Annotated in this window: 16 protein-coding genes and 1 pseudogene; 1 reads left to right on the top strand and 16 read right to left on the bottom strand. The window is 53.7% G+C overall.

Annotated elements, in window-relative coordinates; translation table 11 throughout:
• From HA41_RS21225 to fliF, 14 genes and pseudogenes are all read right to left on the bottom strand, one after another.
• Positions 1-322, bottom strand: a 322-nt coding sequence (locus tag HA41_RS21225) for a hypothetical protein (protein WP_208612777.1), incomplete at its 3' end; no start/stop codon positions are given.
• 219 nt (positions 323-541) lie between these two features.
• Entirely contained in the window at positions 542-1,327 is a 786-nt protein-coding gene (fliR, locus tag HA41_RS18440; protein ID WP_094121981.1) for a flagellar biosynthetic protein FliR, read from the bottom strand.
• The gene (fliQ, locus tag HA41_RS18435) at positions 1,327-1,596 is read right to left on the bottom strand and encodes a flagellar biosynthesis protein FliQ (protein WP_031377095.1); all 270 of its coding nucleotides are present in this window, start codon (positions 1,594-1,596) and stop codon (positions 1,327-1,329) included. Before fliQ ends, fliR begins: the two co-directional genes overlap by 1 nt.
• Before the next feature lie 25 nt (positions 1,597-1,621).
• Positions 1,622-2,352: pseudogene (gene fliP / locus HA41_RS18430) on the bottom strand (flagellar type III secretion system pore protein FliP).
• Positions 2,352-2,750 carry a flagellar biosynthetic protein FliO gene (gene fliO, locus HA41_RS21495; RefSeq protein WP_094121980.1) on the bottom strand — a complete coding sequence of 133 codons (399 nt, stop codon included), beginning with the start codon at positions 2,748-2,750 and terminating at the stop codon, positions 2,352-2,354. The pseudogene fliP and the gene fliO overlap by 1 nt, the downstream one beginning before the upstream one ends.
• A 2-nt stretch (positions 2,751-2,752) precedes the next feature.
• Complete coding sequence (gene fliN / locus HA41_RS18420) at positions 2,753-3,160, bottom strand: flagellar motor switch protein FliN (RefSeq protein ID WP_094121979.1); 408 nt, start codon at positions 3,158-3,160, stop codon at positions 2,753-2,755.
• A complete protein-coding gene (gene fliM / locus HA41_RS18415; protein ID WP_094121978.1) occupies positions 3,153-4,160 on the bottom strand; it encodes a flagellar motor switch protein FliM in 1,008 nt (335 codons plus the stop codon). The genes fliN and fliM overlap by 8 nt, the downstream gene beginning before the upstream one ends.
• Positions 4,161-4,164: 4 nt before the next feature.
• Positions 4,165-4,650, bottom strand: coding sequence for a flagellar basal body-associated protein FliL (gene fliL / locus HA41_RS18410; RefSeq protein ID WP_094121977.1), 486 nt, complete (start codon positions 4,648-4,650; stop codon positions 4,165-4,167).
• Between the two features lie 129 nt (positions 4,651-4,779).
• Positions 4,780-6,072 (bottom strand): flagellar hook-length control protein FliK, encoded by a 1,293-nt coding sequence (locus HA41_RS18405; protein ID WP_094121976.1) that lies wholly within the window; start codon positions 6,070-6,072, stop codon positions 4,780-4,782.
• Entirely contained in the window at positions 6,069-6,512 is a 444-nt protein-coding gene (gene fliJ, locus HA41_RS18400; protein WP_094121975.1) for a flagellar export protein FliJ, read from the bottom strand. The genes HA41_RS18405 and fliJ overlap by 4 nt, the downstream gene beginning before the upstream one ends.
• 28 nt (positions 6,513-6,540) lie before the next feature.
• Positions 6,541-7,902 (bottom strand): flagellar protein export ATPase FliI, encoded by a 1,362-nt coding sequence (gene fliI, locus HA41_RS18395; protein WP_094121974.1) that lies wholly within the window; start codon positions 7,900-7,902, stop codon positions 6,541-6,543.
• The gene (gene fliH, locus HA41_RS18390; protein ID WP_094121973.1) at positions 7,902-8,594 is read right to left on the bottom strand and encodes a flagellar assembly protein FliH; all 693 of its coding nucleotides are present in this window, start codon (positions 8,592-8,594) and stop codon (positions 7,902-7,904) included. Before fliH ends, fliI begins: the two co-directional genes overlap by 1 nt.
• Entirely contained in the window at positions 8,587-9,579 is a 993-nt protein-coding gene (fliG, locus tag HA41_RS18385) for a flagellar motor switch protein FliG (RefSeq protein WP_094121972.1), read from the bottom strand. The genes fliH and fliG overlap by 8 nt, the downstream gene beginning before the upstream one ends.
• A complete protein-coding gene (fliF, locus tag HA41_RS18380) occupies positions 9,576-11,309 on the bottom strand; it encodes a flagellar basal-body MS-ring/collar protein FliF (protein ID WP_094121971.1) in 1,734 nt (577 codons plus the stop codon). The genes fliG and fliF overlap by 4 nt, the downstream gene beginning before the upstream one ends.
• A gap of 232 nt (positions 11,310-11,541) precedes the next feature.
• Here fliF and fliE point away from each other — a divergent pair, with 232 nt between their 5' ends.
• A complete protein-coding gene (gene fliE / locus HA41_RS18375) occupies positions 11,542-11,853 on the top strand; it encodes a flagellar hook-basal body complex protein FliE (protein ID WP_094121970.1) in 312 nt (103 codons plus the stop codon).
• Between the two features lie 35 nt (positions 11,854-11,888).
• Here the strand turns inward: fliE and HA41_RS18370 are convergent, their stop codons facing one another.
• Positions 11,889-12,830, bottom strand: coding sequence for a site-specific integrase (locus HA41_RS18370; RefSeq protein WP_094121969.1), 942 nt, complete (start codon positions 12,828-12,830; stop codon positions 11,889-11,891).
• A 473-nt stretch (positions 12,831-13,303) separates the two neighbouring features.
• Positions 13,304-14,581 (bottom strand): hypothetical protein, encoded by a 1,278-nt coding sequence (locus HA41_RS20840; RefSeq protein ID WP_143807366.1) that lies wholly within the window; start codon positions 14,579-14,581, stop codon positions 13,304-13,306.
• Between the last annotated feature and the right edge of the window lie 237 nt (positions 14,582-14,818).

Genomic DNA, 14,818 nt, shown 5'->3' with positions numbered 1-14,818 from the left:
GCCTCTGCTCGTGCAGTGTGGTAACAGGCAACCGCCTGTAAAAGTCTTCATCCCTGACCCGTTCTGCAAAAAAGTTGTGCTGCTTTGACGTCACACATTCTCCGGCAATGGCGGGGAATGCCAGTGAAATGCCGGAGGTGAAGTAAGACTCTGTTTTTGGGAGCGCTGTCACTATCGCTGAAACCCCGGAGTTTTCTGATAGGACAAATCTTAAAAACATTTGTTTTACGAAAGTGTGATGACTTAGCGTGTGTTGACAATGCCGGAAAAAACATTTTTTAACAACAAAAATCAGTAAAGAATTTTTTTTGTTCAAATTCAATGCATTGCCGTTTTTATCAACAAAATCACAGTCTGACCGCTACTGTGAACCGCCCAACTAAAATACGCGAAGCCCGGTTTAATAAGAATTATTTTCAGACTCTCAGCACATTTATCAGATTTTCCTTAGTTGCTTTCTGGAAAATATGGTTTGAAAAATGCACGGATGGTTTTGAGTTACTTAAGTATCACTTCACGAAGATAGTTAGAAACTTAATGTTCAGGGGCGGGATAGTTCTGTAAGGAACAGGGCGAGTAAATCAAACACTTCACCAAACAAATGCTCACAAAATGGGGCGAGCAGTGGCATCAGCATACTGATAGTCAAAATGCCCACTGATAAGGTGACAGGGAAGCCAATTGCGAAGATTGATAACTGTGGTGAAACACGGTTTAACAAACCTAGTACCAGATTTAGCATGAGGAGCAAAACGATTAAGGGTAACGCTAACATCATGCCATTAAGGAAAATTAATCCGCCCGATTTCACCAGCGCCATAAACGCATTAGCATTCAGCGGATGTCCGCCGATGGGCAACGTATGAAAACTGTCCGCCAGCAACGAGATCAGCCACAGGTGCCCGTTGAAAGTCAGGAACAGTAACATTGCCAGCATGTCTAAAAAACGCGCCAGTACCGGCATGTTGAGGCGGCTGCCGGGATCGAAAAAGGTGGCGAACGACAGGCCCATCTGTAACCCAATCACTTCCCCCGCGGTACGCACCGCAGCAAACGCAAACTGCATGGTGAAACCGAGCGCAATGCCAATCAGCATCTGCTGGATCAACAGCCAGAAGCCGGCGGGCGAAAACAGCGTCACATCAACCGGAGGCAGCAGCGGCATTAACAGCCAGGTGATCATCACCGCCAGACCAATTTTGACCCGGTGACTGATAGATCGTTCATTAAGCAGTGGCGCAGAGGCCAGCAACGCCAGAATACGCACCAGTGGCCAGAAAAACTGACTCACCCAGTGCACCAGCTGGCTGCTGTCGAGAGTAATCATCAGCCGATGATGTAAGGCAGGTTGGAAAAGACGGTGCGGATATAGTCGAGCAGCAGATTCAGCATCCACGGGCCAGCGATAATGCCGGTGGTAGCCACCGCCAGAATTTTCGGGATGAACGACAGGGTCTGCTCATTGACCTGCGTCGCCGCCTGCAACAGGCTGATCAGCAGACCGCTGACCAGCGCAGCCAGCAGCATCGGGGCGGCCAGCATCAGCGCGACGCGCATCGCCTCCTGGCCCATTACCATTACTGATTCGGGTGTCATGTTGTGCTCCGGGAATAGGGTGGGATCAGGAGTAGAAGCTTTGCGCCAGCGAGCCGACCAGCAGTTGCCAGCCATCGACCAGAACAAACAGCATCAGCTTAAACGGCAGTGAGATAGTTGCCGGTGGCACCATCATCATTCCCAGCGCCATCAGCACGCTGGCCACTACCAGGTCAATAATCAGAAACGGGATAAACACGGTAAAGCCAATCTGGAAAGCGGTCTTGAGCTCACTGGTTACATAAGCGGGCAGCAGAATGCGCATCGGCACCGCTTCCGGGCCGGCAATGGGCGCGCTATTCGCCAGCCGGGCGAACAGGGCCAGATCCGCTTCACGGGTCTGACGCAGCATAAACTCACGCAGCGGCTGAGCACCTTTCTCAATCGCCACATCCATGCTGATTTTGTCCTGGCTGAACGGCAGATAGGCATCCTGGTAAATCTTGTCGAAGGTCGGCGCCATAATAAAGAAGGTCAGAAACAGCGACAGGCCCAGCAGCACCTGGTTCGGTGGCGCGGAAGGCGTACCCAGCGCGTTACGCAGCAAACCAAATACGATGATGATGCGGGTAAAACTGGTCATCATCAGCAGCACGGCCGGAATAAAGGTCAGCGCGGTGATAAACACCAGCGTCTGCACCGGCAGTGACCAGCTCTGGCCGCCGTTCGGCAGCGAATGACTCACCAGCCCGGCAGCTGGGCATGGGCAACCGGTGCCAGCAACAGCAGCGGCAATAAAGGAAGCAGTCGACGCATCATTGAGGTTTTCCGGGACGTTTAACCAGGTTCTGTAACAGCTGACGAAAATCCTGGGGTGCAGCACTGGCTGGCGTGACTGCCAGCGGCGCACCCGGCGGCAGGGTATGCAGATGGGTAATCTGCTGTGCGGTGACGCCGAGCACCAGCCGCGCATCGGCGGTATCAACAATCACCACCCGCTCACGCTGACCCACCTGTACGCTGGCGGTCAGTTTCAGCTCCTGGCCGCTCACCTTCTTCGGCGCGAAGCCGAAACGGCGCGCCAGCCAGGCACAGGCCAGAATCAACAAAATAATCACGGCTAACATGCTGCTGACCTGCACCACCATGGAGCCGGTTGAAATCGGCTGCGCGTGCGGCGCAGCAGGTTGCAGACTTTGATTCTGGCTATTCATTCTCAGCGACTCAGACGACGCATACGTTCGGATGGGGTAATAATGTCAGTGATGCGCACGCCATATTTGTCGTTCACCACCACCACTTCACCCTGGGCAATCAGGTAACCGTTGATCAGAATATCCAGCGGTTCGCCCGCCAGACCGTCCAGTGATACCACTGAACCCTGCGTCAGACGCAGCAGCTCTTTGATGGTCATCTTGGTGCGGCCCAGTTCCACGGTCAGTTTGACCGGGATATCCATGATCAGATCGATATCCTGCAGGGACCCAGAGACGTTGCCGCTGTCGAATGACTTAAACACGTCATCGGTTTGCGGCGCGCTGCTGCTGCCGACCTGTTCATTCATTGCTTCAGCCCACAGATCGTCCGCAGAGATATCATCAGACGGCTTATTACTGTCACTCATGGGGCTGTTCCTCGTTCAGCGAATTCAAAATCGGGTTAATCAGGTGTTCGACACGAAGCGCGTACTGACCATTCATCGTGCCATATTGGCTGGTTAAGACCGGCACGCCATCAACATGGGCGATAATGCGCTCCGGTTTCTCAATCGGCAGCACGTCGCCGGGTTTCAGCTGCAAAATACGCGACAGACGCAGCGAGGTTTCGGCAAAGTGCGCAATCAGTTCCAGCTCTGAGTGCTGCACCTGTTTCACCAGGTTGTCACGCCAGTGGGTATCTTCCTGGCGGGAGTTCTCGAGCGGCGGATTCACCAGCAGCTCGCGCAGCGGCTCAATCATTGAAAACGGGATGCAGATATTAAATTCACCCACCAGGTTACCGATCTCCACCTGAAACGGCGTGTTAACCACGATATCGTTCGGTGAAGTCGTGATGTTGGTGAATTTCACCTGCATCTCTGAACGTACATACTCGACGTCCAGCGGATAAATGGCTTTCCATGCGTCGCTGTAACCATCCAGCGCCAGCTTCAGCATGCGACGGATTACGCGCTGTTCGGTATGGGTAAACTCGCGACCTTCTACTTTGGTCGGGAAGCGGCCATCACCACCGAACAGGTTGTCCACTGCGATAAAGACCAGGCTCGGTGAAAACACCACCAGTGCCGTACCGCGCAGCGGCTTCAGGTGGATCAGGTTCAGGTTGGTTGGCACCGGCAGATTGCGGGCAAACTCGTGATACGGCTGAATCTTGATCGCACCCACGCTGATATCCGGGCTGCGACGCAGCAGGTTAAACAGCGCCATACGGAAACTACGGGCAAAACGCTCGTTAATAATCTCCAGCGCCTGCAGACGCTCGCGCACCACGCGACGCTGGGTGTTCGGGTCGTAAGGACGAATATTGCCTTCCGGCCCGTTTTGTTTCTTTTCTTCTTCCGCGCTGCCACTGTCGCCGTTTAATAGGGCGTCAATTTCAGCCTGGGAGAGAATGCTATCGCCCATTGATTCACCTCAAAATGAAGGCAGTAAACAGCACATCGTCTACGGCCTGCGGAGGTTGACCTTTTACCAGTGGTGGTGCCAGCGCCTGTTTGATTTGTTCAACAAGCGCTTGCTTTCCTTGCTCTGTCGCCAGCGCCGCAGCGCTTTGACGCGAGAGCAGCAGCAGCAGACGACTGCGCACCTCAGGCAGATAGTCATTTAACCGACGTCGGGTATCCTCATCGGCCAGACGCAGGGTAAAGCCTACGTACAGCACGCGGTCAGGATCGTTGTCGGGATTGACCAGGTTAACCGTAAATGTATCAAGTGCAAAAAAGACCGGGGCGGGAGGCGGTTCGACTTTCGCCACCTCCGGCTTATCGCCCTCATGTTTATTCATCATTCGCCAGACTGCATAGCCTGCCACGCTGCAAGCGGCCAGCGTCACAATGAGCAACACCGGAATTAAGAGTTTACGTTTGCGGCCTTTAGCTTTCGCGTTATCAGACATGTTTGCAGTTACTTCCTGTGAATTATGGGTAAGCCTCTCGGCTAACCTGGACAGATTATCCCGCGTCTTAAGTCAAACAATGGGAAGAAAAGACGCGGGTTTTACGCTTACCTTCAGCGTTTGTCGCTATCAGGCAAAAGTGTCGACCGCGCCATTACCGTTTACACGCGCCTGAAGGGCAGCGGGAACGGCAATTGGCGTGATGTCGGTGTCGCTCTCCTGAGTGAGAGAGAAGCGGCCATGCTGTCCGTCGCGGCGCGTCTCCTGCTGTTGCTGGAAATTCTGGCCTTGCGCGGAACTGTCACTGCTGACCTGACTCTCACCCAGGTTGATCCCGCTCTCAGCCAGCGCGCTGCGCAGCTGCGGAATCGCGGCTTCCAGCGCCGCTCTGACGTGGCTGTGTCCGGAAACCAGATTAATTTGTGCCTGGTCGTTATCCAGTTTCAGGCTGATCTGGATAGCGCCCAGGTCTGCCGGATGTAACCGCAGCTCGGCATTCTGCTGACCGTTGCGGCTGAACATCACAATCTGCTGGCTCAACGCCTGCTGCCACTCATCACTGCCCAGCTGCGCATTCAGCATCGGCGTGGAAGGCGTGCTGGTGGTCGACGACGCCATCATCGGCGGCGCCAGACTGCTGGCACTGGAGACTGGCGTGCTGGTGATCAGCGAATTATCGCTGGCACTGGCTTTCAGTGCGGCCTGATCGTCCTGCCGGGTGAGATTGCTCAGCGCCTGCTGAAAACTGCTGTCCAGCGTCAGAGCGCTGCTGGCGCTGTTGCTGTTGCTGTTTACCGCAGCCGTACTGCTCTGGCTGGCGGCGCTACTCACCATGGGCGCATTCAGCGCAGCGTTTTTCATGCCAGGCGCGTTATCCGCGTCAAATTCTTTACTCTCCTGACCTGTGCCGGTGAGCATCTGTGCCAGTGAGGTCAGGCTCTTGCGCGTGCTGTCGCTCTGGATCCCCAGCTCACCCTGCACCTCACTGGCCGGGCTGGCGCTTGCGCTTGCGCTGGCCGCGGCTGGTGCAGTCGGTAACATGGCGAACAGCGCCTGAACATTTTGCATATCGCTGGCACTTAAGGGCGCTGCTTCCGGCTTGTCTTTATCATCGGCTGATTTTGTGCCGGCTTTAATATTTTCCGGTTTAAACAGTGCACTCAGCGCCGCCGGATTATCCAGTGCAGCGATCAGCGCATTCAGCGGCGCGCCAGACTGGGCGTCAGTCTCACTTTCTGTTTTAGTATCAGCCGATTGCGACGTTTTCCCCTGCTGCTTTGCCAGGTTCAGCAGCTGGTTTCCCAGCGTGGTCAGAAAGTCGTGCGGCAGGGCATCGGTGCCTGCCGCAAGGTCAGTTGAAATTGATGGTTCCGCGTCGGTTTTCACCGCCGCTTTGGTGGCAATGTGTGGCAGCGTAATCATTCGCCTCTCCTCAATGCGGCCCGTTGGGCAAATTCATCCATCCGTTTCTGGTCGAGACGGTTTTCCTGTCGTAATGCATTTTCTGCTGCCCGGGTGATCAGGGTCTGATACGCGTTGAGCCGCTGCTGTTTCTCACGCCAGTTGATCAGCGCCTGCTCTAAACGCTGATTCCAGTTATTCAGCTGATTGCGATGCTGATCGATCGCTTTTTCCAGCGTCTGGATAAACTGGTGATAGTTGGTCCAGCGGGTGCTGGCGATCCCGCTCGACATATCGTCGTTGAGCTTGTTGCGATATTCGTCCTGATAGTCGAGCAGCATGGTCAGCTGTTCATTAGCCGCCTGCTGACCGCGACGCATATCGCCCAGATAGATTGCGGCGCGCTCCAGATCCTGCTCCGCTAAATCGCGAAGCGTGTCGATGGCACTTGCAGTTTTCATGGCCGTTACCTTGCGTTAATCGCGCCGATTAGCCGAACAGTGCATGCAGATGCAGGCAGGCGTCGTCATAATCGCTGCGTTCGAAAATGCCCTGTTGCAGGAACGCTTCCATTTGCGGATAGAGCTTGATGGCTTTATCCAGCATGGGATCGCTGCCGGCGGCATAGGCGCCCACGCTGACCAGATCGCGGTTGCGCTGGTAACTGGAGAGCAACTGCTTAAACTGACGCACGCGTGCGTAATGGTTCTCATCAATCAGCGAGGTCATCGCACGGCTGATTGAGGCTTCAATATCGATCGCCGGATAGTGACCGGCTTCCGCCAGCCGACGCGACAGCACAATGTGGCCATCGAGGATGGCACGCGCTGAGTCAGCGATCGGGTCCTGCTGGTCATCGCCTTCAGTCAGCACGGTATAAAAGGCGGTAATCGAACCGCCGCCATCAATGCCGTTACCGGCACGTTCGACCAGCGCCGGCAGTTTGGCGAACACTGACGGTGGATAGCCTTTGGTGGCAGGCGGTTCACCGATCGCCAGTGCGATCTCACGCTGCGCCATCGCGTAGCGGGTGAGGGAGTCCATAATCAGCAGCACATGTTTGCCGCGATCGCGAAAATCTTCGGCAATACGGGTGGCGTAAGCAGCACCCTGCATACGCAGCAGCGGCGAGACGTCAGCGGGCGCGGCGATCACCACCGAACGGGCACGACCTTCCGCACCCAGAATGTTCTCGATAAAGTCTTTAACTTCGCGGCCACGTTCGCCAATCAGCCCGACCACAATTACGTCAGCTTCGGTATAGCGCGCCATCATGCCGAGCAGTACGCTCTTACCGACGCCGGAACCGGCAAACAGGCCCATACGCTGCCCGCGTCCCACCGTCAGCAACGAGTTAATCGCGCGTACGCCGGTATCCAGCACATCGGTGATGGGCGTTCGCTGTAACGGGTTGAACGGCGGGGTGATCAGCGGCGCACGATAACCGGTATCCGGTGATGGCAGGCCATCCAGCGGACGTCCACTGCCGTCCAGCACCCGGCCCAGCAGTTGCGGACCTAACAGCAATTGCTTACCCGCCTGCGGGTTCTCACCGTTCTGCAGCGCATAGACGCGTGCGCCAGGTAAAATGCCATCCACCTCTTCCAGCGGCATCATCAACAGTTTTTGTCCGTTGAATCCCACCACTTCGCTTTCGATTTCGCTGATGGAATTGCCATTGTTACGTTCAATGATGCAGGTCGCACCGAGCGGCAACTGCAGGCCGGTCGCTTCCAGCACCAGACCGGTGGCGCGGGTCAGGCGACCATAGCGGCGCACCGGCTGAACCTGGGCGATACGTTTCTCGAACGCGTCGAGCGCGCCCAGCCAGCGATTGAGGCGGGTAGTCATTACACTTCTCCCGGTGCGGCAAGACGGCACAGTTCCTGCCAGCGCGTGGCCACACTGGCATCCAGATCGCCATCTTCGGCGCTGAGTTTACAGCCGCCAGGATGCAGGGTGTTGTCCGCCAGCAGGCGCCAGCCGTGCAGATCGAGCGTCGGACCCAGCGTCTGCTCGATACGTTGCAGATCATCCGGATGCACCCGCAGCTGCGGTTTGCCGCTGAACATCGGTTCCTGCTGCAGTAATCCCTGAATCTGACGCAGCAGGGCGCTGCCATCAACCGTGGTCGCCTGGCCAATCACCGAGCGGGCGGCTTCCAGCGCCAGCTGCATCAGGCGGGCAGCAATAACGCTATCCAGCGACTCCAGCGTATTCTGAAATTCCGTGACCAGTTGTTGCATCCGCGCCTGTAACGGCGCCTGCTGCTGCTGCGCATCGGCCAGGCCCTGCTGAAATCCGGCGTCATAGCCTGCTTTCTGACCTTCGGCAAACCCCTGCTGATGACCTTCGTTGTACCCCTGACCCTGCGCTTCTTTGCGCATCTGCTGTTGCAGCCGTTCCAGTTGCTGCTGCTGCTCATCCACTTCGGCGGTAAAGTCAGTGATCTCCGGCTGTGGCTCCGGTTCAGGCTGGTCGAAACGGCCTAAATCGGTTGGTTGCCACAGCTGCCACGGGCGGGCAGAAAATGCATCAGACATAGGTTTCCTCGCCACCACCAATCACCATCTCGCCTGATTCGGCTAAGCGGCGTACCACCAGCAGGATCGCTTTCTGCTCGTTTTCCACTGCCGACATACGAACCGGTCCACGGTTGGCCAGATCGTCGCGCAGGATATCGGCCGCACGGGCTGACATGTTTTTGAGGAACTTCTCGCGCAGCGGCTGTTCGGCACCTTTCAATGCCACCAGTAACTGCTCGGACTCCACTTCCTGCAACAGGCGCTGGATACTGCGGTCGTCGACTTCCACCAGATTTTCGAACAGGAACATCTCGTCGATAATTTTCTGTGCCAGTTCGCCGTCGAAGTCGCGTACCGCTTCGATAACCGCTTCTTCCTGCTGCGTTTTCATCAGGTTGATGATCTCGGCTGCGGTTCTCACGCCGCCCATTTTCGCGCGCTTGAGGTTGGTACCGTCCAGCAGGCCATTGAGCACTTCGGTCAGTTCGGCCAGCGCCGCTGGCTGGACACCACCGAAGGTGGCGATACGCAGCATGACATCGTGGCGCAGACGCTCGTCGAACAGCGCCAGGATATCCGCCGCCTGACCCCGTTTGAGGTGGACCAGGATGGTGGCGATGATCTGTGGATGCTCGTCGCGGATCAGGTCGGCAGCCGCCTGTGGCTCCATAAAGTTGAGTGTTTCCATACCGCTGGTGGTCTCGCGGGTTTCGAGGATATCCTCCAGCAGACTGGAGGCACGCTCTTCACCCAGCGCTTTAATCAGCACCGAACGCAGGTATTCATTGGAGTTGAGACTCAGCGCCGCAAACTGCTCGGCATCGGTTTCAAACTCACGCAGCACTTCGGTCAGCTGCTTGTGCGACACCTGGCGCATACTGGCCATCGCGGCGCTCAGATGTTGCACTTCACGCTGGTTCAGGTGTTTGAAAACTTCCGCTGCACGCTCTTCGCCGATGGTCATCATCAGGATGGCGCTTTTTTCGGTTCCGGTCAGACTCATAGCTCTTTACTCATCCATTCGCGAATCACCAGCGCAACGACGCGCGGATCGTTTTCAGACATGTCGCGGATGCGTTGACTCAACACTTCTGCGCTCATGCGGTTGTTAGACTTACGTTCCTGATCCAGCTCATCTTTGCTGAGCTGCACGTTATAGGCTTCTTCTTCTGCCGGTTCGGCGGCACGGGCTGCAGCAGCCTCTGCGGCGGCTTTCTCTTCCGCCTGCTTACGAACCAGATGCGGGCGAACCAGTTTGCGGTAGAGAATAAAGGCCACCAGTGCCACCAACAGCCATTTACCGGCATTCATCAGCTGATCAAAGAACGCTTGCTGCTGCCAGAAGGGCAGGTCACCTGTGGTCGGCTCGGTCGTATTGAACTGCGAGTTCACCACGTTGATGCTGTCGCCGCGGGTCTGGGAATAGCCCATCGCTTCGCGGGTCAGGTCTTCAATCTGCTTCAGCTGCTGTTCGTTCAGCGCAACCGCTTTACCTTTATCGTCTTCGCGATAGTTGACCACCACCGCCACCGACAGACGCTGAACGTCACCGACGTTGAGTTTGGTATGACGAATGGTGCGGTCCAGCTCATAGTTAACCGTGTCATCACGACGTGAGTTGGTTGGCGTGCTGCTCGCCGCTGCGGTACTGGTGGTCTGTGCCGCGTTGTTCTGGCCGTTGGCATTCTGACCATTCGCGTTCTGACCGTTGGCGTTCTGGCCATTGGCGGCTGGCGTATTTACCGGCGCGGTGTTGGCTGGCGCAGGCTGATTAGAGAGCGCTCCCGGCACGCCGCCCGGATACGGGCTGCCTGACTGATCGCTGGTGCTGGTCTGGCGCGAGCGAATTGCCGTGTTAGACGGGTTAGCGTTAGGCTGATATTTCTCGTCGGTCTGCTCGCTGGTATCGAAATTGATCTGTGCCGTTACCTGCGCATGCACGTTGCCCTGGCCGAGAATCGGATTCAGGATCGCTTCGATACGTTGCTGATAGCGTGCTTCAACATCCGAGGCGTACTTCAGCTGTGCATCGTTCAGATCGCGGCCAACGCTATCAGAGCGGGTCAGCAGGCGACCGGTCTGATCGACCACGGTGACGTTGCCCGGCGGCAAACCCGCCACGCTGCTGGAGACCATGTGAGCGATGGCCTGAATCTGGCCTTCATCCAGCGCACGACCCGGCTGCAGGGTTAAAGTGACCGAGGCCGAGGGCGCTTTCTGCTCACGTACAAATAAGGTGGGTTTTGGCATCGCCAGGTGGACGCGGGCAGTTTTGACCGGACCCAGCGATTCGATGGTGCGAGCCAGTTCGCCTTCCAGCGCACGCTGGTAGTTCACCTGCTCACTGAACTGGCTGATACCGAACTTCTCTTTATCCAGCAGTTCGAAGCCGACCGAGCCACCTTTCGGCAGACCCTGTTGTGCCAGACGCAGGCGCAGCTCATGAACATTCTCTTCCGGCACCATCAGTGCGCCGCCATTTTCGGCGAAGCGATAGGGGATGTTCATCTGCGTCAGCTGCGTGACGATGGCACCGCCATCTTCATCTGACAGGTTATTGTAGAGCACGCTATAGCTGGGGGCTTTGGCCCACAGCACCATCGCAATCACAATGGCGATAACGGCGGCGGCGGCGACGACTAAAGGAATACGCGGATTTGCGCGCAGGCGAGCGAGAAGGTCACCGAAGCCTTTCTTTTCTTGATCTTGTGTGGCGGCTGCACTCGCATTCATGACCGATTCCTGCCTGACGTAATTGACCGGGTTAGTTGAGATGGCAAAACAGACTCCCTGACCTGCGTAAATAAAATTTCCACTTCAATGCCTGGCATTATTTGTTGAAACCAAAAATTCGATGGCTGGAGAAGCCGGGTTTTTTGCTGTCATTTAGCGCCTTTGTCTCATTGACAACGTGTTAGATTTTTGAACACAGAAAAACCCCACCCTTTTATATGAGGTATCGTTAATGTCCATTCAGGCAATCGACGGCGTACTGCAACAGCTTCAGGTCACCTCGCTGCAGGCGAGCAACCGCAGCAGCGAAGCCCCTGACCAGATCGATTTCGGCGCAACCATGAAAGCCGCGCTGGATAAGATCAGCGAGACGCAAACCACCGCCCGCGCGCAGGCTCAGGATTTTGAGATGGGGAAACCGGGCATCGCGTTAAATGATGTGATGGTCGATCTGCAGAAATCGTCTATCTCAATGCAGATGGGGATTCAGGTCAGGAACAAGCTGGTGTCGGCGTACAGCGACATTATGAATATGCAGGTTTAGGGAGTCTAACTTATTGAATAAGATGGATATAAAGTTCAGATCGCTTTAGTGTGGGACACCAGTGGGACAAATTCGTTGAGTTTTTCGTGCATAAGAATCCTTTGTGCCTCGTCGTTTTCCTTCATCCAGGATCCGTATACCTGATAAACCCTCTGAGCATTTGCATGCCCCATCTGACTGGCTATGGAGTTTGGATTTGCGCCGGCAGAAAGTGACCAGCATGCATAAGTGTGCCGGGACGGGTATGGCTTACGGTAAGTCAGCCCGGCCTTGCTTATTGCAGCTCTCCACATCTGTGGCAGAGATGACACTGCATAATAGTTTTCACTTCTATTGTTGACCGCATTCACTGTCAAATTGAAGACGAAGGTAAGTTCCTCTTCGCTCTTTTTGCCATATTCCCGGGAATGCACTGTAATGACGGCCGACCCCTTCAGTCTGGTCAGCTCCTGCTGGTCTTTGAGTGTCGCGATAGCTGCATCTAACAGGAAAATAGTACGCAGACCTGACGCAGTTTTAGTAGGGGTAAAGTCTCCGGGGATGGTCAGGTTACGCTTCACGGTGATAGTGCCTTTTATCATGTCGACATCTTCCCATGACAGTGCGCAGATTTCGCCATGTCTCATACCGGTGTAGATGGCCAGCGACCACAGGTTACGCAACTGCCTGCTCTGACATGTATCTACCAGCCTGCTGAATTCTTCCCGAGACAGTGGATCCGGTATCGGCTTGTCCTTTTTGAGCGGGGACAGTGAGGAAATAACATTGCGGTCTGCATATTCATTGCTTTTGCTGCAAAGGCCATTGAAGCGATAATAGCTGGTGCAAAAATGCCAACTCGAGACATAACAACTCCTCACGCAGAGTGCGATAGTGAATAGGGCGGGTGGGGGTACTTCAGAGTGATGCGGGAGATTTTGCCAGCGGCTATGGCGTAATAAACAGCTTTTGCCGGCCCTTATGTCATGCCAGATCATGTACCATTCCTTGGGTTGTCGCCGAAAGGAACAGGATATGTCAATATAACTAACCCACAAGTAATTGCTTCCGCTGGGGCATTGCAAGGCTACGTGCAAATGAAGCTCGGTAACACTATCTATAAACTTCCTTATTACGTGGTGTGATATGACTTATAAATTAGAATTAACCGAAGAGGAGTTCAAATTTATTGGTTCCGCGCCTGGTAATACGCCATACAGTTAGGTCGCCAGGCTTATTGCGAATCTTGATACGCAGGTTATGATGCAGAGAGAGAAAACTTCCTCAAGTGAACCTGAGTCCAGCTCCGGACGTAGAGCAGAAAAGTAAGAAGGATTCAGGCTGCATTATTATATGCAGCCCTTTTTTCAAAAAGGCATAACAGGCATAGCAACTGAGATAGCCAAACCAATTATCATGGCTACAGGGAATATCCTGCTGAGCTTTAAGTTACTCAAGGTAACTACCTCCATTAAATTGAAAGAACATACGCCGCCATTGCACAAATAATGACGTTATTGATTAATGATCTGTCATTTCCGTAAAGTCTATAAAAAATGAAGCATGAAGCGCTGAGTATCATTACTGCCCATAGATAAAGAACACGCATGCCAGATGCGTAAACTGTAGGAGAAAAACCTACCATAAGCACAGTGGTAAACCCTAATATAACTATAGAGAATGGCTTGATATATTCATTATCCCTTATTGCTGAAATGGCTAACGCATAGCAAACGCCCAGGATTACAAGGCTTGTAACGAAGTATGATGCATACCTGCTGTACGATATCCACCTGTGAGGATTAAGCAAATCAGAGTTATAAAAGGACTCGCCTGGGTGAGCCACCCCTAACCGGATTAGCAACATCAATACAAGATGTCCAAGCAATACCAAAGCGAAGAAATTACCTGTCTTAGTACGCTGCTCATCTCTATAGATAAGTAATAAACAGAAGGTACATAATAGGCTGAATATTATGCTATTAGGCATGACAATAGCTTGATGTATTCTGTCGTATCCGTAAATGATTTTAGTAACCAGGCTTTCTGATTCAAAGCCTGGCATCCAGCGCCATGTTTCTTCCTGAAAACGATGAAAGTTCCCGGGGGCAGAGAACAAAAACCAAGTAAAAACTACTGCTAATAAGATATATACGTAAGAGAATGACCTTCTGTATTCCCTGCAAGACACTATAAGAAGCAAAGATGCTGCCAGGGTAGCTAAAGAAGTTTGCTCACTAAAGCAAGACAAAGAAAGGCACAGTAATGATAATGAACCTTCGATCCATCCAACAGAGCGTTTCCTTATAAATACAGATAGTGAATATGCCATAGCTGCTGCTGGAAGGAGGTAGTTGTAAAAACCCGTTACCCACCACGAGCCATTAGCCAGAACCTCTTTTGGAATGAAAAGATAAAGAAAAACCGAAAGAACGGTGATTCTTAGATCAAATTTTCCAACAGTTATCCGTGATATTGAAGCGCAAAGAATAACTACACTTAGTGGAATGCCTATCTTCCAGACGTTGTGATGATTTATCGTGCCGACCATTAAAGCATTAAGTGTAAATCTGCCGCTCCAGGTATTATAGTTTTCGATAAGGAAGTCATGAAGAGTGGTATTATCGAGAACGTGAGAAAAAAATAGATCGTCGGCGAAGTCCTGCAACTTCAGCGATGACGCTATCCCTGCAAGTGCAAGAACCGCTACCAGAGCAAACGCGTAACTAATTCTATTTTGAACATTCATACTCACCCCTGTACCACTCTCCGTCTCTTCCTAATGACAATATTGCTACTTTGTTACCAAGAGTGCCGCTATGCATTGGCAGCCTTAACGCAGAAACAAAGCCAGAGTTATCAAAGTATCTATTGGCTTTCATCTCATCAGTCTGATGCCCGCGAGGTACAACAAAGTTTTCACTTTGTAATATTTTCCGTCGCCTTCACTCAACACATACAACTCTGTTTTCAACTTATATGCGGC

Source organism: Pantoea conspicua, assembly GCF_002095315.1.
GTDB lineage: Bacteria > Pseudomonadota > Gammaproteobacteria > Enterobacterales > Enterobacteriaceae > Pantoea > Pantoea conspicua.
Note: the sequence above shows the minus strand (reverse complement) of the source record. Positions and strands in the feature narration are given on the sequence as shown.